The organism is Streptomyces sp. NPDC019396, assembly GCF_040632375.1.
Classification (GTDB): Bacteria; Actinomycetota; Actinomycetes; order Streptomycetales; family Streptomycetaceae; genus Streptomyces.
On record NZ_JBEYBS010000041.1, the window covers coordinates 1 to 24400 of the forward strand.

Annotated in this window: 23 protein-coding genes and 1 pseudogene; 11 read left to right on the plus strand and 13 right to left on the minus strand. The window is 68.9% G+C overall.

Annotation, left to right across the window (positions count from 1 at the left end):
• Positions 1 to 134: pseudogene (locus ABZ532_RS29555) on the minus strand (DNA-directed RNA polymerase subunit alpha); the annotation flags it as partial.
• A gap of 216 nt (positions 135 to 350) precedes the next feature.
• Here ABZ532_RS29555 and ABZ532_RS29560 point away from each other — a divergent pair.
• Entirely contained in the window at positions 351 to 572 is a 222-nt protein-coding gene (locus tag ABZ532_RS29560) for a hypothetical protein (RefSeq protein WP_361290441.1), read from the plus strand.
• Positions 573 to 1218: 646 nt separating this feature from the next.
• Here ABZ532_RS29560 and ABZ532_RS29565 read toward each other — a convergent pair.
• On the minus strand, positions 1219 to 1797 hold the full coding sequence (locus ABZ532_RS29565) for a 1,4-alpha-glucan branching protein (protein ID WP_361290444.1): 579 nt from the start codon (positions 1795 to 1797) through the stop codon (positions 1219 to 1221).
• 86 nt (positions 1798 to 1883) lie between these two features.
• Between ABZ532_RS29565 and ABZ532_RS29570 the strand changes: the two genes are divergently transcribed.
• Positions 1884 to 2588: a nucleotidyltransferase domain-containing protein gene (locus ABZ532_RS29570; protein ID WP_361290447.1), complete on the plus strand. Its 705-nt coding sequence runs from the start codon at positions 1884 to 1886 to the stop codon at positions 2586 to 2588.
• A gap of 155 nt (positions 2589 to 2743) precedes the next feature.
• Here the strand turns inward: ABZ532_RS29570 and ABZ532_RS29575 are convergent, their stop codons facing one another.
• The gene (locus ABZ532_RS29575; protein ID WP_361290450.1) at positions 2744 to 4006 is read right to left on the minus strand and encodes an amidohydrolase family protein; all 1263 of its coding nucleotides are present in this window, start codon (positions 4004 to 4006) and stop codon (positions 2744 to 2746) included.
• A gap of 173 nt (positions 4007 to 4179) precedes the next feature.
• On the opposite strand from ABZ532_RS29575, the gene ABZ532_RS29580 reads away from it, so the two are divergent.
• The 3 genes from ABZ532_RS29580 to ABZ532_RS29590 all read left to right on the plus strand — a co-directional run bounded on the left by ABZ532_RS29580 (position 4180) and on the right by ABZ532_RS29590 (position 7474).
• Positions 4180 to 4629, plus strand: coding sequence for a DoxX family membrane protein (locus tag ABZ532_RS29580; RefSeq protein WP_361290453.1), 450 nt, complete (start codon positions 4180 to 4182; stop codon positions 4627 to 4629).
• A 44-nt stretch (positions 4630 to 4673) separates the two neighbouring features.
• Entirely contained in the window at positions 4674 to 6518 is a 1845-nt protein-coding gene (locus ABZ532_RS29585; protein WP_361290456.1) for a prolyl oligopeptidase family serine peptidase, read from the plus strand.
• A gap of 206 nt (positions 6519 to 6724) precedes the next feature.
• On the plus strand, positions 6725 to 7474 hold the full coding sequence (locus ABZ532_RS29590) for an SURF1 family protein (RefSeq protein ID WP_361290459.1): 750 nt from the start codon (positions 6725 to 6727) through the stop codon (positions 7472 to 7474).
• Positions 7475 to 7555: 81 nt separating this feature from the next.
• On the opposite strand, the gene ABZ532_RS29595 is transcribed toward ABZ532_RS29590, so the two are convergent.
• From ABZ532_RS29595 to ABZ532_RS29625, 7 genes are all read right to left on the minus strand, one after another.
• Positions 7556 to 8602 (minus strand): hypothetical protein, encoded by a 1047-nt coding sequence (locus ABZ532_RS29595; protein WP_361290462.1) that lies wholly within the window; start codon positions 8600 to 8602, stop codon positions 7556 to 7558.
• Between the two features lie 131 nt (positions 8603 to 8733).
• Complete coding sequence (locus tag ABZ532_RS29600) at positions 8734 to 9468, minus strand: SigE family RNA polymerase sigma factor (RefSeq protein WP_361290465.1); 735 nt, start codon at positions 9466 to 9468, stop codon at positions 8734 to 8736.
• Positions 9469 to 9832: 364 nt separating this feature from the next.
• Positions 9833 to 10879 (minus strand): aspartate-semialdehyde dehydrogenase, encoded by a 1047-nt coding sequence (locus ABZ532_RS29605; protein ID WP_361290468.1) that lies wholly within the window; start codon positions 10877 to 10879, stop codon positions 9833 to 9835.
• Between the two features lie 7 nt (positions 10880 to 10886).
• Positions 10887 to 12167, minus strand: a complete 1281-nt coding sequence (locus ABZ532_RS29610) for an aspartate kinase (RefSeq protein WP_361290470.1) — start codon at positions 12165 to 12167, stop codon at positions 10887 to 10889.
• A 331-nt stretch (positions 12168 to 12498) separates the two neighbouring features.
• Positions 12499 to 13158: a DUF5063 domain-containing protein gene (locus ABZ532_RS29615; protein WP_361290472.1), complete on the minus strand. Its 660-nt coding sequence runs from the start codon at positions 13156 to 13158 to the stop codon at positions 12499 to 12501.
• A complete protein-coding gene (gene recR / locus ABZ532_RS29620) occupies positions 13151 to 13750 on the minus strand; it encodes a recombination mediator RecR (protein ID WP_361290475.1) in 600 nt (199 codons plus the stop codon). Before recR ends, ABZ532_RS29615 begins: the two co-directional genes overlap by 8 nt.
• A 78-nt stretch (positions 13751 to 13828) precedes the next feature.
• Complete coding sequence (locus ABZ532_RS29625) at positions 13829 to 14173, minus strand: YbaB/EbfC family nucleoid-associated protein (protein WP_361290478.1); 345 nt, start codon at positions 14171 to 14173, stop codon at positions 13829 to 13831.
• A gap of 351 nt (positions 14174 to 14524) precedes the next feature.
• Between ABZ532_RS29625 and ABZ532_RS29630 the strand changes: the two genes are divergently transcribed.
• Positions 14525 to 15214, plus strand: coding sequence for an SLATT domain-containing protein (locus ABZ532_RS29630; RefSeq protein WP_361290502.1), 690 nt, complete (start codon positions 14525 to 14527; stop codon positions 15212 to 15214).
• A 76-nt stretch (positions 15215 to 15290) separates the two neighbouring features.
• Here the strand turns inward: ABZ532_RS29630 and ABZ532_RS29635 are convergent, their stop codons facing one another.
• From ABZ532_RS29635 to ABZ532_RS29645, 3 genes are all read right to left on the minus strand, one after another.
• Positions 15291 to 15941: a hypothetical protein gene (locus ABZ532_RS29635; protein WP_361290505.1), complete on the minus strand. Its 651-nt coding sequence runs from the start codon at positions 15939 to 15941 to the stop codon at positions 15291 to 15293.
• A gap of 130 nt (positions 15942 to 16071) precedes the next feature.
• Positions 16072 to 16827 carry a GntR family transcriptional regulator gene (locus ABZ532_RS29640; protein WP_361290481.1) on the minus strand — a complete coding sequence of 252 codons (756 nt, stop codon included), beginning with the start codon at positions 16825 to 16827 and terminating at the stop codon, positions 16072 to 16074.
• 481 nt (positions 16828 to 17308) lie between these two features.
• Positions 17309 to 18664: an aspartate aminotransferase family protein gene (locus tag ABZ532_RS29645; protein WP_361290484.1), complete on the minus strand. Its 1356-nt coding sequence runs from the start codon at positions 18662 to 18664 to the stop codon at positions 17309 to 17311.
• Between the two features lie 135 nt (positions 18665 to 18799).
• Here ABZ532_RS29645 and ABZ532_RS29650 point away from each other — a divergent pair, with 135 nt between their 5' ends.
• The 5 genes from ABZ532_RS29650 to ABZ532_RS29670 all read left to right on the plus strand — a co-directional run.
• The gene (locus tag ABZ532_RS29650; RefSeq protein WP_361290487.1) at positions 18800 to 19396 is read left to right on the plus strand and encodes a DJ-1/PfpI family protein; all 597 of its coding nucleotides are present in this window, start codon (positions 18800 to 18802) and stop codon (positions 19394 to 19396) included.
• The gene (locus ABZ532_RS29655; RefSeq protein WP_361290490.1) at positions 19393 to 19869 is read left to right on the plus strand and encodes a helix-turn-helix domain-containing protein; all 477 of its coding nucleotides are present in this window, start codon (positions 19393 to 19395) and stop codon (positions 19867 to 19869) included. The genes ABZ532_RS29650 and ABZ532_RS29655 overlap by 4 nt, the downstream gene beginning before the upstream one ends.
• Positions 19870 to 19997: 128 nt before the next feature.
• The gene (locus ABZ532_RS29660; protein WP_361290493.1) at positions 19998 to 22007 is read left to right on the plus strand and encodes a hypothetical protein; all 2010 of its coding nucleotides are present in this window, start codon (positions 19998 to 20000) and stop codon (positions 22005 to 22007) included.
• A gap of 247 nt (positions 22008 to 22254) precedes the next feature.
• Positions 22255 to 23742: a right-handed parallel beta-helix repeat-containing protein gene (locus ABZ532_RS29665; RefSeq protein WP_361290496.1), complete on the plus strand. Its 1488-nt coding sequence runs from the start codon at positions 22255 to 22257 to the stop codon at positions 23740 to 23742.
• 203 nt (positions 23743 to 23945) lie between these two features.
• Positions 23946 to 24400: hypothetical protein (locus tag ABZ532_RS29670; protein ID WP_361290499.1), on the plus strand; the 455-nt coding region annotated here is incomplete at its 3' end.

Sequence of the window (24400 nt, forward strand, 5' to 3'; positions counted from 1 at the left end):
GAGGACAGGAGCGTACGGCGGAGCGAGTTGCCGAGGGTGTAACCGAAGCCCGGCTCCAGCGGCTCGATCACGAACCGGGAGCGGAACTCGTCGACGACCTCTTCGGTCAACGAGGGACGCTGAGCAATCAGCACGAGGTATTGCCTCCAGGGTTTGGCGCCCGCTATGTGACGCCGTGGACACCATGAAGGGTACGGGCGATTCGGCCTCCTATGAGTCCGAACCCCCGTACCGGACCGTCTACCGACCGGTCGGCGGGCTCAGCTCTCGCAGGAGTCGAGTGCGAAGATCAGCTAATTCAGCCGCCGAGAGTCAGCCACCAGTGCGGTTCGTAGGTACATAATGAGGCGATGACTAAGCCTGTGCCACCGAAGCGTCACTTGCCTACCAGCCCGTTCAAGGCCCCCGTCGCGGCGGCTCCCAAGCACTTCACCGTGGGTGACCAGGTCACACACGACGTGTATGGCCTCGGCCGAGTGATCGGCATCGAGGATGGAATCGCGGCGCTCGTGGATTTCAGCTCGGCGCAAATGCGGATCTTGAGCCCGTACGCCAAGATGACCAAGCTGTAGGACCGCTGTGCCCGGTCACGGCACGCCAGGCCCCTTCAGGGGTCTGTAACGAAAGAGAGACTCCCCATCGAACCGACGTCGCTGTTCTCCGCCCTGGAAGGGCAACCCCGCTGCGCCACCGCGGCACCGCCGACTCCTGCGACAGACCCCTTCCAGGCCCCGGACTTCGGGAACGACGAAACCCTCCCAGTCGAGGATGCACAAGGGTTCGGCTCAGGCGTGCGTGCCGCACAACACACAGCGGCTTAGCTCCCACGAGTACGGTGGTTTCGGCCGTTGACCGCGAGCCGACCACCACCCTTCGACCCTGTGGTACGTGCGGCCATCCGGGTTCCGCATATCGCCCGGCCCCGTTCACCGTCGTCCAGCCGAGACCGCATGCCGGCCCTTCCCGTAGGGAAGCGACCTCGCGTGCGGCTTCACCTCGATAACGAGCTCTTGGCCGCGTCATGGCCGTACGGCACGTGTGACGGCATTGTTCAGGGCTGCCTTCGGCCGGGCGACCTGGATGGCTGTCGCCACCCGTAGTTCGCTCTGACAGACGCAGCGCCGTGACCGCGCGGTTCCCCAGCGTTGCCGCTCGACTACCTCGACGCCATAGGGACCACGGCTACCTACATGGTGTGTCCGTTGAAGGCAGTGATCGTCAGCGGGGCTCCGCGACGGCGAAGACACCTCGTGCAGACGTTCCGTTCGGCCAGGTCCACCCCGCCATGAGGTATCCGGACGCGGTCTGCGCGGCATCGGACGGCCGCAGGACGCGGTTGATATGGACGTCAACGCCGTGGTCAGAGCCCGTTCCGTGAACGGTGACGGTCGGGTCGGGAGTGTCGCTCTCGCTCTGGTGCTGCGGCACGGACTCGCCGCGAAGGAGAGTGCCCAACTGCTCCATCACCACCGGGTCGTGGACGCCGTCGTAGATCCACCGGGTCCCGAGTACACCATGCTCGGAAGTGCCGATCAGCGCCTCGCCTGGGACGCCCTCGAGCGCTGAGCCGCGGTAGCTCAGGGGCACGAGATACGCCACCGGGGCTTGCGGGGCGGCGTCCACGACGATCATGAACTCGATTCCCACCTCGCCCTCTGGATCATCCAGGCGGAACCCGCCGGCCCTGACCAGGTCCGGAGAGTCCGTGTGACCCACGTACCAGCTCTGCTTCGGAAGCCAGTCGGTGAGCAGTGCCAGCTTGGTGGGCGACATGGTGGTGTTGTGGATGACGGCCATGAGAGAGCTCCTCGTCGAGGATCTGTGACTGCATGAAGATCCTACTCACGGGTCGCGGCGGATGATCGAATGCGGATACTCGTCGCATGGATGCCATCGGTTCCGCACTCGCCGTTGTACGGGAACATCACCCCGACGCCAGGGCGGCGTTTCTGGGCGGGAGTGTGGTGACGGACCGCCGTACCGAGATGTCCGACCTCGACATCGTGGTCGTCCTGCACGGGGCTCCCGCGCCGTACCGGATGAGCTTTCGGGCGCACGGGTGGCCGGTGGAGCTGTTCGTGCATTCCGAGCAGAGCTGGCACCAGTTCGTCGAGCGGGAGGTACGCGTGCGCCGGTCACCGCTGGCGTGGATGTGTGCCGACGGGGTGCTGTTGTTCGACCGGGACGGGGTCGGTGCGCGGTTGGCCGCCGAGTCCCGGAAGCTGGCTGCCGCAGGGCCCCCGCCCATGGCGGCAGAGGAGATCGACGACCGCCGCTACGCGATCACCGATCTCCTCGACGACCTCGCCGCGTGCGCCGACCCGGGTGAGCGGCTTTTCGTGAGTATGGAACTGGTACGTCGCACTGGGGAGTTGGTCCTAGTCCTGACCGGATCATGGAACGGGGGCGGGAAGTGGCTGGCCCGACGCCTCGAGGATGCGGCGCCGGGGTTCACCATGCGGCTGCACGATGGTGCCCGGCTGGCGCTGGAAGGGCAGGCGGAGCAACTCATCAGCGTGGTGGATGAGGTACTGGAGCGAGTCGGCGGCCGTCTGTGGGAAGGGTACAAGCGCGGCGGAACGCCGTGACCCTGGCTGCCCGTTCGATCGGGGCCAGAGCGTGCGAGGCTCCCGAAGGGGGCATCCGCGCGATCCCCCTGTTGACGTCGGCGGTACACACCGGCACCGACGGTGACACTCAGAACGGTCCTGGCTCCGGGGCCGGGGCTTCTCCGGCATCACCTTCAATGCGGCGCCCTCTTCCAGGCTTTCGAGCCCGGGCCGGCGTCGAAGGGTAGTTCCAGCATCCGGATGGCATTACCACGCAGGATCTTGTACGCGACGTCCGCGGAGAGGCCCGCGACGTGTTCGGCCGCCACTTGCCTGGTGTGGGGCCATGTCGAGTCCACGTGGGGGTAGTCGGTCTCGAAGGTGGCGTTGTCCACGCCCACCGTCTCGATGGCTTCGATGCCGTGCTTGTCGCGGAAGAAGCAGCAGAAGATCTGACGGTAGTAGTACATGGACGGCGGCTCCGGGATCAGGTCCTTGACCCCGCCCCAGGCGCGGTGCTCCTCCCACACGTCGTCGGCGCGCTCCAGGGCGTACGGGATCCAGCCCATCTGACCCTCGCTGTAGGCGAGTTTCAGGCGCGGGAACTTCACGAGGACACCCGAGAAGAGGAAGTCCATCATCGAGGCCATGGCGTTGTTGAAGCTCAGCGACGCCTGGACGGCCGGGGGGGCGTCCGGGGAGGCCGCGGGCATCTGGGAGGACGAGCCGATGTGCATGTTCACCACCGTGCCGGTCTCCTCGCAGGCCGCGAAGAACGGATCCCAGTAGCCGGAGTGGATCGAGGGCAGGCCCAGGTGGGTCGGGATCTCGCTGAAGGTGACCGCGCGCACCCCGCGGGCGGCGTTGCGCCTGATCTCGGCGACGGCGAGGTCGATGTCCCACAGGGGGATCAGGCAGAGCGGGATCAGCCTGCCGCGACTGTCGCCGCACCACTCCTCGACCATCCAGTCGTTGTAGGCCCTGACGCAGGCGAGCCCGACCTCCTTGTCCTTGGCCTCGGCGAAGGTCTGGCCGCAGAAGCGCGGGAAGGTGGGGAAGCAGAGGGACGCCTCCACGTGATTGAGATCCATGTCCTCCAGCCGGGCTTTCGGGTCCCAGCAGCCACGGCGCATCTGCTCCCGCGTGATGCCGTCGAGCGTCATCTCGTCGCGTGAGAAGCCGACGGCGGCGATGATCCGCTTGTACGGGAAGAGCTCGCCCTCGTACTCCCACCAGTCCGTGAGCTGTCCGTCCGGGTCCGTGGTGAAGCGGTACTTGCCGCCGATGTACTCGAGCTCCCCGATGCCGGCAGTGAAGGGCTTCGGTCCCCTGTCCCGGTACTTGCCCGGGAGCCAGGTCTCGAAGAGGTGCGCGGGCTCGATGACGTGATCATCCACGCTGATGACCCTGGGCACGTCCACGGTGGCGTTCACGGCTGCGTTCTCATCGGTGGTCACGTCCCCTACTCCCTGCAGGCCCAAACGATCTGACGGTTCATCAGATTCAGGTTATGGGGAGCGCTCGATGGGCCGCAAGGGCGCGAAGGAGCACGCCGGGACTCTTGCGTGATCCGTCGCGCTGAGCTGAACTGACGAACTGTCAGATTGATGGACGCCGAGGAGGCTTTGGGATGCAGACGATCTGGCTCACCGGAGCGGAATGGGTCGCGGTCCTCCGGATCGGCCTCGGCCTGTGGTGGCTGGAGAGCTGGCGCCACAAGGACAAGAAGACGTGGTTCGTCGGCGGCGGGATCACCTGGGCCGCAGGAGTCGCGGACAAGCACCGCTGGGGGTTTGTCGGCAAGGGGTTCGACAAGGTGGTCAAGCCGCGGCCCCGGCTCATGGCCTACATCGTCGTGTACGCCGAGCTGGCCCTCGGACTCGGGCTCATATTCGGTCTGCTGACGCCCATCGCCCTCGTGGCGGGGCTGCTGCTCAATCTGATCTATCTCGTCCTCATGATCCACGACTGGGCCGAGCAGGGGCAGAATCTGATGATGGCGCTGATTTCGGCGGTCGCCCTCTTCGGCATGAGCTGGCAGGCCTGGTCCCTTGACCAGGCGCTGGGGCTGTTTCTCTGAAGTTATCCACAGGCCGAGGGCGTCCGGCAGCGGTGCGGCGCAAAATGGAGGGCATGACTGAGATCACCGAGTCCACATCGCCCTCCGACCAACACGCTGACCCGCTCGTACCGGCTTCGCCCCTGTGGGAGCAGCGCTTCCGTGCGCCACGGGTCTCGCTGCCCGACTGGGCCGAGGACGCGCCGGAGCGCTCGCTGTTCGTGTCCAATGCCACGGGGACGTACGAGCTGTACGCATGGGACCGGTCGACCGGTGAGCAGCGTCAGGTCACGGACCGGCCGAACGGGACGACGGAAGGAGAGCTCACCCCGGACGGTGCGTGGATCTGGTGGTTCGCGGACCGGGACGGGGACGAGTTCGGGGTGTGGATGCGGCAGCCCTTTCACGGCGGGGCCGACGAACCCGCGGCGCCGGGGCTCGACCCCTCGTACGGGGCGGGGCTGGCGCTCGGGCGGGACGGCACGGCGGTGGTCGGGCGCTCGACGGACGAGGACGGGACGACGATCCATGTCGTACGGTCCGGGGCTGAGCCCGTCGAGATCTACCGGCACCGGGAGTCGGCGGGCGTCGGTGATCTCTCGAGGGACGGCGCGCTGCTCGCGATAGAGCACACGGAGCACGGTGACGCCATGCACCCGGCGCTGCGCGTCGTCACGCTGGACGGGGTGACGGTTGCGGAGCTGGACGACACCGAGGGCGGCGCCGAGGAGCTCGGACTCGAGGTGCTCGGTTTCGCGCCTGTGGAAGGGGACACCAGGCTGCTGGTCGGCCACCAGCGGCGCGGTCGCTGGGAGCCGATGCTGTGGGACGTCGCCTCGGGCGAGGAGACGGAGCTGGCAATCGACCTGCCCGGCGATGTGAGCGCGGAGTGGTATCCGGACGGGTCCGCCCTGCTGATCGGCCACAGCTTCGAGGCACGCAGCGAGCTGTGGCGCTTCGATCCGGCGGCCCGTGAGCTGGAGCGGGTGGACACCCCCGCGGGCTCGGTCTCCGGTGCGACGGCCCGGCCCGACGGCACGGTGGAGTACGTGTGGTCGTCCGCCGCGCACCCGCCGAAGGTGCGTTCCACGACGGGCCGTGAGGTGCTGGACCCGCCGGGGATGAGGGCGCCGGGGTCCGTGAGCGTGGAGGATGCCTGGGTGGACGGTCCGGGAGGGCGGATCCACGCGCTGGTGCAGCGGCCGGCCGGGGATGGGCCGTTCCCCACGGTCTTCGAGGTACACGGTGGGCCGACCTGGCACGACAGCGACGCCTTCGCGGCGGGGCCCGCGGCCTGGGTGGACCACGGCTATGCGGTGGTCCGGGTGAACTACCGGGGCTCCACCGGATACGGGCGGAAATGGACGGACGCCCTCAAGCACCGGGTCGGACTGATCGAGCTGGAGGACATCACGGCGGTCCGGGAGTGGGCCGTGGACTCGGGCCTCTCCGACCCGGCGAGGCTGGTGCTGGCGGGCGGCTCCTGGGGCGGGTACCTCACCCTTCTCGGTCTCGGGACCCAGCCCGGCACCTGGGCACTGGGGCTGGCCGCGGTGCCGGTCGCGGACTACGTGACCGCCTACCACGACGAGATGGAGGCCCTGAAGGCGATGGACCGCACCCTGATGGGCGGGACGCCGGACGAGGTGCCGGACCGCTTCGAGGCCTCGTCCCCGCTGACGTACGTCGACGCCGTGACGGCACCCGTCTACATCTCGGCCGGGGTGAACGATCCGCGCTGTCCGATCCGCCAGGTCGAGAACTATGTGGACCGGCTGATGGCCCGTGGAGCGGTCCACGAGGTGTACCGGTATGACGCCGGGCACGGCTCGTTGGTGGTGGAGGAGCGGATCAAGCAGGTGCGGCTTGAGCTGGACTTCGCCGCCAGGCATCTGAGCGTCGGGAACTGAACCCGGGCAACCGCACCTTGAGTGCCGAACCTTGAGAACTGCACAGTGAAGCCATGCCGCCGCCCTGCGGGTCTTGGGTGCTGGGTCCTGGTTCTGGGCCCTGTATGCCGGGTACGGGTCCTGCTCTTCGCCGAGACCACCGAGATCGCAGGGCTCGTGCGGGGGGCGGGGGCCGGGGCAAGCCGGGCGTTCCGTACCTTGGAGGGGTGTACCGGTTCCTGCTGACGCCCCGCTGGTGGGGGATCAACCTCTTCGTCGTGCTGAGCATCCCCTTCTGCGTGTTCATGGGGACCTGGCAGCTCGGCCGGTTCGAGGATCGCGTGGCCACCCACGAGGCCGCGGAGCAGCGGCCCGACCCGGGCACGCAGGTGCCTGATGCGCTCGATGAGCTGCTGCCGGTGGACGCGGAGACCTCGGGTCGTCCGGCGCGGGCGACCGGGCGCTACGGCGAGCAGTTCCTCGTCCCGGACCGGGAACTGGACGGGAAGCGGGGCTCGTATGTGCTGACGCTCCTGCGGACCGGCAGCGGCAAGGCGCTGCCGGTCGTGCGTGGATGGCTGCCCGCCGGGGGCGCCGTGCCCGCGGTCCCCGCCGGGGAGGTGACGGTGACCGGTGCACTCCAGGCCTCGGAGACCTCCGGCACCGACGGGGTGCACACCGCGGGCGGACTGCCCAGCGGGCAGGTGGGCATGATCAGTGCGGCATCGCTGGTCAATCTGGTGCCGGACAAGGTGTACGACGCCTGGATCACACTGCCCAGCGCGCCGGACGGGCTCAAGCCGGTGCCCGCGGCGGCGCCGGGGGGCAGCACCCTCGACCTGAAGGCGTTCCAGAATCTCGGCTACACGCTCGAGTGGTTCGCCTTCGCCGGTTTCGTGGTGTTCATGTGGTTCCGCTTCGTACGGCGCGAGGCGGAGGCGGCCAAGGACGCGGCGCTGGGGCTCGATCCCGCCTGAGCCTCGATCGATCCGCCTGAGCTTCAGCTTTTCGGTACGCCCCCGGCACTGAGCCTCAGCCCGTCGGCACGCCCCCGAGCCTCAGCCGCTCAGTACGCCCGTGCGGTAGATGGTGCCCGCGCACGCGCCCGGGATGGTCGCCTCGGCCGTGGGGCCCCCCGCTGCGGGGACGTGGGAGACCGTGATGCTCCCGTCCGCCGTGCCGCCGTCGGCGGCGCCGAGCTGGGGCTCGGCAGCTGCTCCTTCGGAGTCCGTCGCCGCCGCCCCGGAGGAATCGCCGTCGGAGGGCGTGGTCGGGTCGGGTGAAGCACCCGTGGTGGGGCAGGTCTCCGAAGGGACGAAGGCGAACTTCACCTCATAGGACGCAGCCGGTCCCAGCAGCAGCGCGGTGGGCTGGGAGGCCGGATCGGGCAGCCCGGTCGCCGCGTCCCCCGCCGCGTGCTCCACCACGCTGATCTTGGAGGCGTCCGCGGCCCCCGCCGTCTCGAAGGCGACCGTGCCGGCTTCGGTGACCGCACAGCTCGTGCCCGACACATTGGCGATGCGGAACGCGCCGTAGACCTTGCCTTCGGCGTCCGGTGTGCCGACCTCGGTGTGGTCCACGGCGAGCTGGGCCGAGCCGCAGGTGGGTGTGGTGGGCGGGATGCTCTCCTCGGGCACCACCTGGGCAACCGGCGACTCCTGGGCGGACGTGCTCGCGCGCGCGTCCGGCGAGCTGGTCGCGCCGGGCTTGCCGGCCTCGCCGGGCCGCTGTCCCGGCCCTTCGCCGCCCGGGGCGGTGTCACCGGTGTCCGTCCCGGCTTCGGCTCCCGTGCCGCCTTGGGCGTGTTCGCCGTGCCCCGCGTTGACGGGGCTGGCCGGGTCGAGCGCCCCGGACTCGGCGACGTGGACGAAGGCGGGGATGGCAGCACCCAGCAGGACCACGGAGGCGGCCACGCCGAACAGCGCCTGGCGCTTGCGGGCACGCCGTACGGGGACCGCCTGGCGCAGTCGCTCCAGTGTCCCGTCCGATGGCGTGAGGTCCTCCACGGCTTCGTGCAGCATCCGCCGCAGGCCCAGCTCGTCGAGGTCGGGTGCGATGTCGTCATCAGGCCCGTGGTGCCGGTGGTGCAGTGGCCCGTGGTTCACAATTCCGTTCCCAGTCCGGTCGTTCAACGGCCCGTCCGGCCCGTACCGCTCAGTGTGCTGCTCACGGTCGCCACCGGGCTCGTATTCCGGCCCGTTTTCGCGGTTCGGCCCGTGTGCGTGATCGTGCCCGTTCATGCCGGGGCTCCCATGGCGACGCGGAGCGCCGCGATACCGCGCGAGCCGTAGGCCTTCACCGAGCCCAGGGATATCCCCAGGGTCTCGGCGACCTGGGCCTCGGTCATGTCCACGAAATACCGCAGAACGAGCACCTCACGCTGGCGGCGCTGCAGTCCGCGCATCGCCTTGATCAGTGCGTCGCGCTCAAGCTGGTCGTACGCGCCCTCCTCGGCGCTCGCCATGTCGGGCATGGGCTTGGTGAGCAGCTTCAGCCCGAGAATCCGGCGGCGCAGCGCGGAGCGCGAGAGGTTCACCACGGTCTGGCGGAGGTAGGCCAGGGTCTTTTCCTGGTCACGGACGCGGCTGCGCGCCGAGTGAACCCGGATGAAGGCTTCCTGGACCACGTCCTCGCACGAAGCGGTGTCATCGAGGAGCAGTGCCGCGAGGCCTAGTAGCGACCGGTAGTGGGCGCGGTAGGTCTCGGTGAGATGGTCGACGGTCGTGCCCGCGGTCATCGTCTCGTCAGTGCCCTCGCGCGGGGACGACTGGGACGGTATGCGGGTGGGCCGAGGGGCGGGCATCGGGGCGATCACCGGCATGCCGCCGGCGGCACGGGGCCGCCGGAGCGGTCGCAGGGCGCCGGCGCCGTCGGCGGGCGCCGGTGCAAGGCCGATGGCGCGAGCGGACGGGAGCAAGGCCGTGCCGCCGCGGATCGGGACCACCGCTGTGATGTCGAGTACCTCTGCCACGCTTGTTGGACACGCTTCCCCCCGTCAGGGTTGTACGCGCACTTCACCGTTCTTGGCGGCGCCCCGCATACCCCGTACGCCCCGTATGTCCTCATGCGTATTCGTTCTTCCCCAATGCCCCCCCATGTGACGCGGCACAGTAAAGGGGCGACCACAAAGACGCCCACCCACCAACCACTGGTTGCGGAATGGCGGGAAGGCGTCGCCGAACATGCCATCACCCCAGTTCAAGTGGTACATGCAAGCAACGTGGTCGGACGTCGAGCAGCCCAACCTGAACACAAGGTGTTCACAGATCCTACAAAGGTCTGACGGGAAGACTGTCAGGAGTCCCCCGCAACCATGGTCACACTACGTTCCGTGACTATGTGCGGACGATGGCCTCGGCGATCTGGGCCGTATTCAGTGCGGCACCTTTGCGTAGATTGTCCCCACATACGAAGAGTTCGAGTGCCCGGTCGTCGTCCATGGACCGCCGCACCCGGCCCACCCAGGTCGGATCGGTGCCCACCACATCCGCAGGCGTGGGGAATTCGCCCGCCGCGGGATCGTCGAAGAGCACCACTCCTGGGGCGGTGGCGAGGATCTCGTGGGCCCGGCCGACGTGCACCTGGCGCTCGAACCGGGCGTGCAGGGAGATCGAGTGCGAGGTGACCACCGGCACTCGCACGCAGGTGGCGGAGACCCTCAGCTCGGGCAGCCCGAGGATCTTCCGGGTCTCGGCGCGGATCGCCAGCTCCTCGGACGACCAGCCGTCCTCGGCGAGTTCTCCCGCCCAAGGCACCACATTGAGCGCCATCGGGCCGGGGAAGGGTCCGGTGCCGTCGCCGACCGCCCGGCGTACGTCGCCTGGGTGGGTCCCCAGCTCGGTGCCGGCGACCAGGGCGAGCTGGGTGCGCAGTGCGTCGACGCCGTCCAGGCCCGCACCACTGACGGCCTGGAAGGTGGTCACCGCCAGCTCGTCCACGCAGAATTCGGCGTGCAGCGCGCCGACCGCGACGATCATCGCGAGGGTGCCGCAGCCGGGGCTCGCGACGATGCCGCGCGGACGCGTCCGCAGAGCATGTGCGTTGATCTCGGGCACGACGAGCGGCACGTCCGGGTGCAGCCGGAAAGCCGCCGAATTGTCCACGACCACCGCGCCCTTGGCGACGGCGATGGGCGCCCAGTGGGCGGCCACATCGGCCGGCACCAGGAACAGCGCCACGTCGATCCCTGTCAGCGCCTCATCGGAGAGGGCGACGACCTCTGTCTCCTCGCCCCGCACGGCCAGCTTGCGGCCGGCCGAGCGCGGCGATGCGACCAGACGTATCTCGCCCCAGACATCCGCGTGCTGCGACAGGATCTGGAGCATGACCGCGCCGACGGCCCCGGTCGCACCGATGACCGCCAGCGACGGCTTGTGGTTCACGGGCGGTTCACCGACCGGTGCCTCCGTAGACGACGGCCTCGTCGGAGTCGCTGTCGAGACCGAAGGCGGTGTGGACCGCGCGGACGGCCTCGTTCACGTCATCGGCCCGGGTGACGACCGAGATGCGGATCTCGGAGGTCGAGATCAGCTCGATGTTCACCCCGGCGTCCGACAGCGCCTCGAAGAACGACGCGGTGACGCCCGGGTTGGTCTTCATCCCCGCGCCGACCAGGGAGATCTTGGCGATCTGGTCGTCATAGCGCAGCGACTCGAAGCCGATGGCGCCCTTGGTCTTCTCCAGCGCGTCGATCGCCTTGCGGCCCTCGGTCTTGGGGAGGGTGAAGGAGATGTCGGTCAGACCGGTGGACGCGGCAGAGACGTTCTGCACCACCATGTCGATGTTGATCTCGCTGTCCGCGATGGCGCGGAAGATCGCGGCGGCCTCGCCCGGCTTGTCCGGCACACCGACGACGGTGATCTTCGCCTCGGAGGTGTCATGGGCGACACCGGAGATGATGGCCTGCTCCACCTTGCGGGCTCCTTGCTCGGCGTGTGGTTCGTTGCTGACCCAGGTGCCCTGCAGCCCAGAGAAGGACGAGCGGACGTGGATCGGGATGTTGTAGCGGCGCGCGTACTCGACGCAGCGGTGCAGCAGCACCTTGGAGCCGGAGCTGGCGAGCTCCAGCATGTCCTCGAAGGAGATCCAGTCGATCTTGCGGGCCTTCTTCACGACCCGCGGGTCGGCGGTGAAGACGCCGTCGACGTCGGTGTAGATCTCGCACACCTCGGCGTCCAGCGCGGCGGCCAGCGCGACGGCGGTCGTGTCGGACCCGCCGCGGCCCAGGGTGGTGATGTCCTTCTTGTCCTGGGAGACGCCCTGGAAGCCGGCGACGATGGCGATGTTGCCCTCGTCCAGCGCCGTACGGATCCGGCCAGGCGTGACATCGATGATGCGCGCTTTGTTGTGGACCGAGTCGGTGATGACGCCTGCCTGGCTGCCCGTGAACGACTGGGCCTCGTGGCCCAGGTTCTTGATCGCCATGGCCAGCAGCGCCATGGAGATCCGCTCTCCGGCGGTCAGCAGCATGTCGAACTCACGCCCGGCAGGGATCGGGGATACCTGCTCGGCGAGATCGATCAACTCGTCCGTTGTGTCGCCCATCGCGGAAACCACGACGACCACCTGATGGCCGTTCTTCTTGGCATCCACGATCCGCTTGGCGACGCGCTTGATGCCTTCGGCATCGGCAACGGAGGAGCCTCCGTACTTCTGCACGACAAGGCCCACGTGCGCTCCTCGCTCAGTATCAGCCGCAGTCAGCACTGCGGTCGGCTCAGTTTAACGAGCGGGCCGGGAACGCCCCCTGCGTATCGCATCGTGAGATGTCCCGCTCACGTGGCGGCATCCGGGTAATAACCCGGCCATCACCTGCGACAACCCGTGGATGTCCCACGATCCCGCGGGCGGGGCGTTCCTGGCCGCTCAGAGCGTTCCTTCCCGGAGTCAGGCAGAGCACGCCGGAATGTGGCGCCCCTCACGCCGGAAGGCGCCAGGAGCGACCGGAAGTGACGAGCAGTCACCGTGTACCACTCAAGGTGACGGGCGGCGGGAAAGGCCGTCAGGGCGCCGAGCGCAGGCCCAGCGGCCCCGCGATCTCCTGCACCATCACACGCCCCGCCTGCTCCGCGAGATCCTCCTCCGCCAGGTCCTCGTCCGTGTCCAGTCCGTCCAGCTCCTGGAGCGGCTGGTCGAGGCGGACATGCGCGACCAGGGACTGAAGGGCGCGCAGCGTCGCCGAGGCGGTCGGACCCCAGTTGGAGAAGTACGAGAACTGCCACCACCACAGAGCCTCGGTGGTGCGGCCTGCGCGGTAGTGGGCGAGGCCGTGCCCCAGGTCCGTGACGATGTCCGCGAGATTGTCGGAGATTCGGCAGGCCACCGGGGCCTTGCGCGGCTCGTACGGGTCGAAGACCTCAGAGAAGACGTCGACCGGGTCCAGCAGCACCACGAACCGCTCGCGCAGCTCGTCGACCTCCAGGTCCGGGCCCGTGTCCGCCTCGTAGCGCTCCTCCGGGACGATGTCCTCGTGCGCACCGAGCCTGCCCCCGGTGAGGAGCAGTTGGGAGACCTCCAGCAGCAGGAAGGGCACCGCGCTGTCGGGCTCGTCGCCCTTCGCCACTTCCGTGACGGCCACGATGAAGCTTTCGATCGAGTCGGCGATCTGGACCGCGAAGTCGGCCGGGTCCTGCGTGGTGGAGTGGAGTGTTGCGTCAGACATCGAGAAGTCGTCTCCCCTCGAAGGCACGCCCGAGCGTGACCTCATCGGCGTATTCGAGATCGCCGCCAACGGGAAGTCCGCTGGCGAGACGCGTCACCTTCAGCCCCATGGGCTTGATCATGCGCGCCAGGTAGGTGGCGGTGGCCTCGCCCTCGAGATTGGGGTCGGTCGCCAGGATCAGCTCGGTCACCGCGCCGTCCGCGAGCCGCGCCAGCAGCTCGCGGATCCGCAGATCGTCCGGGCCGACGCCTTCGATCGGGCTGATCGCACCGCCCAGGACGTGGTAACGGCCGCGGAACTCACGCGTCCGCTCGATCGCCACGACGTCCTTGGGCTCCTCGACCACACAGATGACGGCCAGGTCGCGGCGGGCGTCCCGGCAGATGTTGCACTGCTCCTGCTGCGCGACATTGCCGCACACGGCACAGAACCGGACCTTGTCCTTGACCTCGAGAAGGGCCTGGGCGAGGCGGCGCACATCGGTCGGCTCCGCCTGGAGGATGTGGAAGGCGATCCGCTGCGCGCTCTTGGGACCGACGCCGGGCAGCCTGCCCAGTTCGTCGATGAGGTCCTGAACCACGCCTTCGTACAACGGAACGCCTCTCCTGGCCGGATTGTTTGGATGGTTACGGTAGTTGGTCCATGTGCGGGTTAGAAGTCCCGCGAGGACCTAGAACGGCAGACCTGGGATCCCGCCGCCACCGCCGAGCCCCTGGGCGAGCGGGCCGAGCTTCTGCTGCTGCAGCAACTGCGCGTTCTCGTTCGCCGCCTGGACGGCCGCCACGACGAGATCGGCGAGGGTCTCGGTGTCCTCCGGGTCGACCGCCTTGGGGTCGATGACAAGGCCGCGCAGCTCTCCCGAGCCGGTGACGGTGGCCCTGACCAGCCCGCCACCCGCCTGCCCCTCGACCTCGGTCGCCGCCAGCTCCTCCTGGGCCTGTGCCAGGTCCTGCTGCATCTTCTGGGCCTGCTGGAGCAGCTGCTGCATATTGGGCTGACCACCACCGGGAATCACGGGTCACTCCTGGCTTCTCGACGACGACTGTTTCGGTAAACCGAGCCTACGTGGTCATGGGGCGGCTCGCCCCACCCAGTCGGCTCCCCGTCCGCACCAACTCTTTCGAGTGAGTTCGTGCCGGAACGAGCATCCCTGCTCTACCGGAGCGCACCCCCCGTGCGGGCGCAATTACCGGGATCCAGCCCCCACGGCCCACCATTCGGCGGTAGGAAGGCCCTGCGCACTACACCCCACGCCGACCTCGTACGACTTGCGTCACGCAGGGTTAGCTGGGCCATGTCCATCGTCACATGTCGTCATGTGTAGTCACGCAGAGCGCAGAGGAGTGCCCCGGTGAGCCAGCCGGAGATGCAGCCCGACCTGACGGCCCGCCCCTTCCCGCTCGGGGACTGGGGAGAGCCCGCGGAGCGTCTCGACGAGCTGTACCGCTGGGTCGAGAGCAACGCCCTGCACACGGCCGACTGGTATCTCCGCGACCGTACGCGCAAGCGCCGCTGGGCCCGTGTGCTGCGCATCGGTACGGCACTCGGGGTGTTCGCGGGCGCCGCCCTGCCCCTCCTCCACCTGACCGACATGCTCACGGGGGCCGCGACCTGGGGTTATCTGTCGCTGCTGCTGTCCGCCGCCTGTCTGGCCTGCGACCGCTACTTCGGGCTGACCTCCGGCTGGATGCGTTCGATGGCCACCGCCCATGCCGTGCACCGACGGCTCCAGGCTCTCCAGTTCGACTGGGCCTCGGAGAGCGTCCGCGAGGTGCTGGGCCCCACCGACGGCACCGCGAGCGAGGCGGCCGACAGGTGTCTCGGTGTGCTGCGGCGCTTCTCGGAGGACGTCACCGAGCTGGTGCGGGCCGAGACGGCGGACTGGATGATCGAATTCCGCTCGGGCCCGGCCCCGCTGGCGATGCAGGCCCTCGCCGCGCCCTCTTCGTCCCGCCAGGACACCGCCGCGGGTGCCGGTCACGCCTCGGGCCGCTTCCCACTCTCCCCGCCGTCCCGCCCGAACATGCCGCGCCAGCGACCTCCCGAGCCACGCTGAACACCGCGCGCAGCCGGCGGATCCGCCTAGGTGGGCGTGGAGTTGCGCCCGCGTCGGTGATCGCGTATCTGGGGGGTCAGCTGAAGATGACCATGGAACCCTGACCGAGGCTGCGGGTCGCCGCCGCGTGCAGTCCGAGCCAGACGTGGCGCTCGCGGGCGAAGGGGCTCTCGTCATAAGGGATCGGGCCCGCGGGCTCCTCCAGCGAGGTGGGGCGGGTCGGCGGGGCCGGAGCGGCCGGGGGGTTCCCGGGGTCGATCCCGATGGCGGGGGCCACCAGCTCCAGCTCCCGCAGCAGGCCCTGCGACGAGCCCAGGGGGCCGCCGGCGGCGAGGAGTTCCTCGTTGGAAAGAGGGGCGTCGAAGTCCACGGGGACGTACGCGCCCGCGTGGTCGTAGTGCCAGACCAGGTGGGACTGCTGCGCCGTCGACTCGAACATCTCCAGGAGCTGTTCGTAGTCACCGCCCAACTCGTCCACCGGCGTCACCGCGAGGCCGCAGAGCTGGAGCAGATAGGCCCGGCGCAGGAAGTGCAGGGCGTCGTAGTCGAAGCCGGCGACGGGCGCGACATCACCGGACAGTCCCGGCATGTAGGCGAAGACGGGAATCGTGGGCAGACCCGCAGCGGTGAGGGCCTTGTCGTATGACGCGATCTCTTCGGCAAAGGGGTTGTCCGGGCTGTGGCACAGCACATCGACAAGGGGGACCAGCCAGAGGTCACAGGCCAAGACAAGCTCGCTCTCCATCGGATCGATCGGCGTGCGGTTTGTGCGATGGTCGGGACAGCGTAGTGCCACGACGCCGACCCGGACAGTCAGCGCGCACCACTGGCCAGCGCCGTTGGCCGAAGGCGCGCGGTCACTGGGGTCCCTGCTCGCGAGGTTCCCGGGGGTGCGGTGCCCGCAACTCCAGGCCGTCCGGCGGGCGATGCTGGAGGCTGTGCCCCGCGCGGCGCTCCAGGCGGTCCGCCCATGCCAGGGCGTGCCTGTTGTGCGCCATGATCAGTTCGCGGGCCGCACCCGCGTCACCGCCGCCTATGGCCTCCGCGAGCTCGTCGTGGCCGCTCCACAGCCAGGTCCTCAGATCGCTCTCGGCCCGGAGGTGCGGGACGGCGAACACCCAGGCCTGTACGCGCAGGCGGTGCAGGAAGTCGGCGATGTAGGCGTTGCTCACGAGGGCGCCGAGCTCGCGCCAGAAGCGCACGTCGTAGCCGATGAGGATGTCCACGTCGGCCGCGCGGGCCGCCCGCGCGGCCTCTTCGGCCCGGCGCTGTACGGAGCCCAGGGCCCGCCCCAGTCCGACCCGGGGGGCGCCGTCCTGGCGGAAGATGCCGTCCACTATCAGCGAGCGCGCCTCGACCATGCCCCGGAAGTCCGCGACCGAGAAGCGGTGCACCTGGAAGCCGCGGTGCTGTATCGAGTCGAGCAGCCCCTGCGCGGTCAGGTCGACCAGCGCCTCCCTGACGGGTGTCGCGGACACCTCGTAGGTGGCGGCGATCTCCTTGACCGTGAACTCCTGCCCGGGCTGAAGGCGCCCTGCGAGCACCTCGTCACGGAGCGCTTCCGCGATCTGCTGGCGCAGAGTACTGCGCGTCACAGCGGCGCTCGCAGGCATGTTCTGGGTCCCCTCCGGGTTGGTTCACGACACCTTAAGCCAGCGGGAGGGGACCCATCTGGTGTGCTTCACCACGGTGGCGCTACGCCGACGCCGCGGTGGAGGCTCCGGACGTGCCCGGCAGGGCGGCCACGGGGTGGGCCGCACCGTCGGGGGGGGGGGCCCGCCGGGGGGGGGCGCCCCCGAGAAAAAAAACGGGCCCGGGGGCGGGGGGCGGGGGGGGGGGGGGGCCCCCCCCTGGCGCCGCCCCCCCGGGGGCTCTCCGCCCACGACGCGTGGGAGGCGACGGAGGGCCCCGGCCGGGCGCCCAGGGGGGGGCCCCCACCGTCGGGGTGCGGCCGCGACGGTGCGGCCGCACCCCGTAGAACTACACGGCCACGGGGTGCGGCCGCTTTCGCGGTATGCCGCACCCCGTGGCGGCGGCGGCCGGAGTATCCGTCCGGAGACGCCGGAAGAGGCTGGGCGGTCGGGCCGGGAAGCCCTAGGCGACGTGCTCGTCGGCGACGGCGAGGGCCGCGTCGAGGGCGGCCAGGCCCTCCTTGGCCTCGGCGTCGCCGATGTTGCAGGCGGGGACGGCGTGGGTGCGGTTCATGTTGATGAAGGGCCACAGGCCGTTCTTCTTGCAGGCCGCGCCGAAGGCCGCCATCGGCGCGTTCGCCTCGCCCGCCGCGTTGTACGGGACCAGCGGCTCGTGCGTCTCCCGGTCGCGTACGAGGTCCAGGGCCCAGAAGGCGCCCACACCGCGCACCTCGCCCACCGACGGGTGGCGGGCGGCCAGCTCGCGCAGGCCGGGCCCGAGTACGGTCTCGCCCAGTTCGGCTGCGCGCTGCACGACCCGCTCGTCCTCCATCACCTGGATGGTGGCGACGGCGGCCGCGCAGGCCAGCGGGTGGCCCGAGTAGGTGAGGCCGCCCGGGTAGGGGCGCTTGTCGAAGGTGGCGGCGATCTCGGCGGAGATCGCGACACCGCCCAGCGGCACGTAACCCGAGTTCACGCCCTTCGCGAAGGTCATCAGGTCGGGTATGACGTCGAAGTGCTCGGCGGCGAACCACTTGCCGGTGCGCCCGAAGCCGGCCATCACCTCGTCGAGGATGAAGACGATGCCGTGGCGGTCGCAGATCTCCCGTACGCCCTTGAGGTAGCCGGGCGGCGGGCTCATGATCCCGGCGGTGCCGGGGATGGTCTCCAGGATGATCGCGGCGATGGTCCCGGGACCCTCGAACGCGATGGTGTCCTCCAGGTGCTGGAGGGCCCGCGCGCTCTCCTCCGCCTCCGTGGTGGCGTAGAAGGGCGAGCGGTAGAGGAAGGGCGCCCAGAAGTGGACGACACCCGAGGACGCGGTGTCGGAGGCCCAGCGGCGCGGGTCGCCGGTCAGGTTGATCGCGGTGGATGTGGCGCCGTGGTACGAGCGGTAGGCGGAGAGCACCTTGGCGCGGCCGGTGTGCAGCCGGGCCATGCGGACGGCGTTCTCGACCGCCTCGGCACCACCGTTGGTGAAGAAGATCTTGTCCAGGTCACCGGGAGTGCGTTCGGCGATCAGGCGCGCCGCCTCGGAGCGCACGTCGACGGCGAAGGCGGGCGCGAAGGTGGCCAGCTTGCCGGCCTGCTCCTGGATCGCGGCGACCACCTTCGGGTGCTGGTACCCGATGTTGGTGTAGACGAGGCCGCTGGTGAAGTCGAGGTAGCGGTTCCCGTCGTAGTCCCAGAAGTACGAGCCCTCGGCGCCGGCGACGGCGAGCGGGTCGATCAGGCCCTGTGCGGACCAGGAGTGGAACACGTGGGCACGGTCGGCGGCCTTCACGGCCGCGCCTGCCTGCGGATCGGCATGAGGGGTCATAGCGGACAGCGTATGGACCGGCTGCGGGCGCCGGACATGGCCACCTTGTATGGCCTCGGCCACTTTCATCGGCATGGTGTCGCGGTCCAGGGACCAAGCATTGACAGCATGCTGTCGTAATGACAGTCTACTGTCATGGAGACCAAGACCGTTCACCTCGCCGTGTACGACACGTTCGCCGACTGGGAGACAGGCCACTCCACCGCCTGGCTGGCCCGCACGGGTTTCACCGTCCGCACCGTGGGACTGACGGCCGGCCGGCCCGTGACCAGCATCGGAGGGCTGCGCGCCCTGCCCGACCTGACACTCGAAGACCTGCGACCCGAGGAAAGTGCGCTCCTGATCCTCCCCGGGGCCGACCTTTGGGACGCGGGTGACGAGCTCGCACCGTTCGCCCGCAAGGCGAGGGAGTTCCTGGGCGCCGGGACGCCCGTCGCCGCGATCTGCGGGGCGACGGCCGGGCTCGCCCGCGAAGGAGTGCTCGATGACCGCAGGCACACCAGCGCCGTGTCGTTCTATCTCGCGGCCACGGGATACGCAGGCATCTCGCTGTACACCGAGGCCGACGCCGTGACCGACGGCGACCTGATCACCGCAGGCCCCACCGAGCCGGTCGCCTTCGCCCGCGAGATCCTCGGCAGACTGGGCGCTTTCGACGCGGCCAAGCTGGACGCCTGGTTCCGGCTGTTCCACGACTCCGACCCGGCCGCGTTCGAGGAGCTCAACGCATGAGCGGCGACAGCAGCCACCAGGACATGCTCAGCGCCACCGCACTGAGCGTCTTCCGGCTGAACGGGCAGTTCCTCGCCGCCGCCGACGAGCTGGCCCGCCCGGCCGGACTGACCGCAGCCTGGTGGCAGGTGCTCGGCGCCGTGCTGAACGAGCCTCTGCCCGTGTCCGGTGTCGCCCGCGCCATGGGCATCACCCGCCAGAGTGTGCAGCGAATCGCGGACCTGATGGTCACCAAGGGGCTCGCCGAGTACACCCCCAACCCCGCCCATCGCCGCGCCAAGCTGCTGCGCGCGACCGCCGGGGGCCGGGCCGCCATCGAGCGGATCAACCCCGGACACGCGGACCTCGCAGCCCACCTCGCCGCCGAACTCGGCGATGCGGCTTTCGCGGAAACGGTGCGAGTGCTGGAGCGACTGAGCGGGGCCATGGACGCGCTGACACTCCGCCCCACTGACCCATCGGAGGGAATCTGACACTCGACATCCCGACACGCTCGTATTGTCCTATTTATGGCTTTTCCTGTGATTCGATGTGTCGCACTTCCGCCCCTTCCGGACATGGGGCGTGACGGCCCGTCACACAAGAAGGAGAGCTACGTCGGATGTCTGAATCACAGGGCACGGGTGCGGGTGCCGGTAAGAGCACCCCGCACCGTCCGAAGACGGCGGCGCTGAGCCGTCACTGGAAGGTTGCCGTTCTCGCCGCGGCCGGGTTCGCCACCATGGCGGCCACCACCACCATCGTCGGAATCCAGGACGCCGGAGCAGCCATGCAGGCCGCGCCCGTCAAGGCCAAGGCGGCACCCGTCGCCGCCCCGGCCGACGGCATGCCGAACGACGGCGAGCACGGTGACTACTGGGCCAACGCCGGCAACCCCGACTACTCGGGCAAGGACGAGGGAGACAAGGGAGACGACTACTCCCACTCCTGGGGCAAGGACGACTCGGGCGACAAGGGCGGCCACGACAAGGGCGACTACGGCAACAAGGACAGCGCCTCCAAGGGCAACGAAGGCAAGGGCAACGAAGGCAAGGACGACTACGCCGACAAGGACAGCGCCTCCAAGGACAGCGCCTCCAAGGGCAACGAAGGCAAGGACGACTACGCCGACAAGGACTCTGACAAGGGCGACTACGGCAACAAGGGAGACAAGGGAGACAAGGGAGACAAGGACTACGGAAGCGACGACCACGACAAGGGCGGCGACTGGGGCAACAAGTCCGACAAGGACGAGGACTACGGCGACAAGGGGGACAAGGGAGACAAGGGAGACAAGGACAGCGCTTCCAAGGGCGACGAAGGCAAGGACAAGGGAGGCAAGGACGACGACTACGGCAGCAAGGCCGACTACGGCGACAAGGGAGACAAGGGCGGCCACGAAAAGGGCGACAAGGCCGGTAAGGGAGACAAGGCCGGCAAGGGCGACAAGGCCGGTGGCGGCAAGAAGCAGGACAAGAAGCACGGCTGGTACGAGCGTGACGTGGACTGCGACCCGAACGACCTGATCGCGGCACTCGTCGACCTGAACGAGAACAGCGGTGGTTCGCTGCGTCTCGCGCCGAACTGCACCTACACCCTGACCGCCAACACGGACGGCAGCGGTCTGCCGGAGATCATCCAGCCGATCAGCATCCACGGCAACGGCTCCACCATCCAGCGGGCGGCCAACGCCGACCAGTTCCGCCTCTTCACGGTCGCGGCCGGTGGCGAGCTCAAGCTCAGCCACGTCATCCTCACCCGCGGCAAGGCTCCCGTGGACGAGGGCGGCGGCGCCATCTGGGTCCAGGACGCGGGGCTCCTCGAAACGGAGATGGTCGCCTTCGTCAACAACACCGTCGACGACATCACCGAGGACCTGGGCGGCGCCATCCTCAACGAAGGCATCACCAGGACCAAGAAGACCACCTTCGAGGGCAACTCCGCCGGCGACGGCGCCGCCATCTTCACCGATGACGGCGAGCTCGTGATGGACGACGCGAAGGTCTACCGGAACATCGGTACCGACGGCGCCGTCGAGACCGAGGGCGGGTCCGCGACGATCGGGAAGTCCGACATCCGCTACAACATCGGCGGCGGCGTCGAGTCCGACGGCGGCCTGACGGAGATCAACGACTCCGAGATCGCCTACAACACCGAGGACGACGGCAACGGCGGCGGTATCGACCACGAGAGCGGCGGACTCCACGTTCGCGGGACCAAGATCTACAGCAACACCGCGAGCCTGGAAGGTGGCGGCGCCCAGCTCTCGGACGAGGCGGTCTTCGAGGACAGCAAGATCGTCGACAACGTCGCCCTCGGGACCGGCGAAGGCGCGTTCGGCGGTGGCGGTCTCGTCCTCGAGGACGAGGGCACGGAGGTCGCCCTGCGGCGCGTGAAGGTCGACGGCAACCAGGCGCCGGGCGTCGACTCCAACGGCGGCGGCATCCTCGTGCACACGGGCAGCATCCTCGACCTCACCGACGTCAAGGTGACGCGGAACATCTCCGACGAGGAGGCGGGCGGTATCCACAACGACGGCGAGGTCACGACCCAGGGCAAGATCCGGATCATCGACAACGTCCCGACCAACTGCGAGGGCAGCACCAACCCCGTCCCCAACTGCTTCGGCTGAACCGACGACAACCACAAGCACTCACCGGGTGGCGCCTCAGCGGCCACCCCCTGACCCCTCAGCCCGCCCCCGGCACTTCGCCGGGGGCGGGCCCGTATCCGGATACGCCACCACTTCCCCGCACCGACACACCCATTGACACTAATTATCCTATTTGCCGCTTTTCCTATGTTTCGATACAGGGAGCCGCGATCCCCTCCGGCCAACGCACGTGACGGCCTGCCACACAGAAAGCGAGCCACATCAGATGCCTGACTCCCAGGGCGCCCCATCCCGGCCCAAGACGGCGACGCTGAGCCGTCACTGGAACTTGGCCGTTCTTGCCGCTGCCGGATTCGCCACCGCCATCGGCACCACCGCGACCAGTGAGGCCGTCGCGCACCCCAAGGCCGAAGCCGCCCCCGCCATCCCGGTCGGCAGCGGAGCGCCCGGTGGCGCATCGCCCAAGGGCGACGAGGACACGGGGGAAGCCGAGGGCCACGACGACCGAGGCAACCACGACAAGGAGAGCAAGGGCAACCACGGCAAGGGCGGCCACGGCGACAGGAGCGACCACGACGAGTTCAGCGGTCACCACTACGGCGAAGCCACGAGGTACGTGGAGTGCGACCCGAACGACCTGGTAGCGGTGCTGGCCGACCTGAACTCGGAGAGGGGCGGGGAAGTGGTCCTCGCCAAGGACTGTACCTACACGCTGACGTCCAACCTGGACGGCAACGGCCTGCCGGAAATCACCCAGCCCATCAGCATCCGCGGAAACGGCGCCACCATCCAGCGTGCCGCCAACGCCGACCAGTTCCGCCTCTTCGAAGTCGGAACGGGCGGCGACCTGAAGCTCCGCCACCTCACCCTCACCCGCGGCACCACCGCCCCGGGCGAGGACGGCGCCGCGGTCAACGTCCACGCTTCGGGTCGCCTCGATCTGGACCATGTCACCATCACCCGCAACTCGGTCGACAACCCCGAGAACAACGAGGACGCGGGCGGCATCTACAACGAGGGCGTCACCACCATCCGCAACAGCACCCTCAGCAAGAACACCGGCCAGGACGCTCCCGCCCTCCTCAGCTTCGGAGGCAAGGTGGAGATCACCGGATCCAAGATCACCGGCAACGTCTCCGACCCCACCGGCTACGCCGCCCTCTACAACGAGCTCGGGACGCTCACCATCAAGAAGAGCCTGGTCTCCTACAACTACGCCTACACCGGCGGCGGCCTCTACAACTACTCCGGTACGAGCCGGGTCGAGCAGAGCGTCTTCGAGTACAACCACGGCGACTACGGCGCCGGCATCGGTCACGGCGAGGGCACGCTCACCGTCCGCGACAGCACCGTGGCCTACAACACCGCGATCTCCGGCGGCGGTGGCGGCCTCCACCTCGGCGATTCCGCGGCGCTCGAGAACACCAAGATCTACGGCAACGTCGCGACCGACAGCGACGGCGGCGGCGCCTACGTATCCACCGGCGACGACGCGCCCGTCGTGTTCCGCGACAGCAAGATTCACGACAACCAGGCGCCCGGCAACGGATTCAGCGGTGGCGGCATTTACGTCGACAGCGGCACGGTGAATCTGACGGACACGAAGGTGACCGGCAACATCTCCGACGAGCCCGCCGGCGGTGTGCACAACCTGGGCACCGTCACCACCAACGGCAAGGTCAGGATCGTCGACAACGTGCCGACCAACTGCCAGGCCACCGGGACCAACACCGTCCCCAACTGCTTCGGCTGATCCCCCAGTCCGCACATCACCCGCCCTCGCAGCTCATCACCGGGGGCGGGCGCATGCCCGGGTGTGCGTCGGCATTGACGGCGACACACACCACTTGGGCTAATTGTCTTATTTTTGGCTTTTAATGTGATTCGATGTAGGTGGCTTCGCTCCTTCCCGACAAGGGGCGTGACGGCCTGTCACAGAGAAAGCGAGCACGTCAGATGTCTGAATCCCCGGGCACCCCGCCCCACATCAAGACGGCGTTGCTGAGCCGTCACTGGAGACTGGCCGTCCTGGCCGCGGCCGGACTCGCCACCATCATCGGAACGACCACGACCGCCGGAGCCATCGAGATCGAGCACCGCAAGTTCGAGGGCGCGCCCGGCACTCCCGCCGCCCCGGCGGACCACACCGACAAGGGCGGCAAGGCCGACCACGGGAAGAGCGACAAGGGAGACAGCGACAGGCACCGCGGCGGCAAGAACGACGACGAGCACGGCGACAAGCACGGTCACCACGGCGACGCCGACGCGATCAAGGTGGAGTGCGACCCGAACGAGCTGATCGCGGCGCTGGTCGATCTGAACGCGGACACCGGTGGCACGCTCGTCCTGGCGAAGGACTGCACGTACACGCTGACCGCCAACGAGGACGAGAACGGCCTTCCGGAGATCAC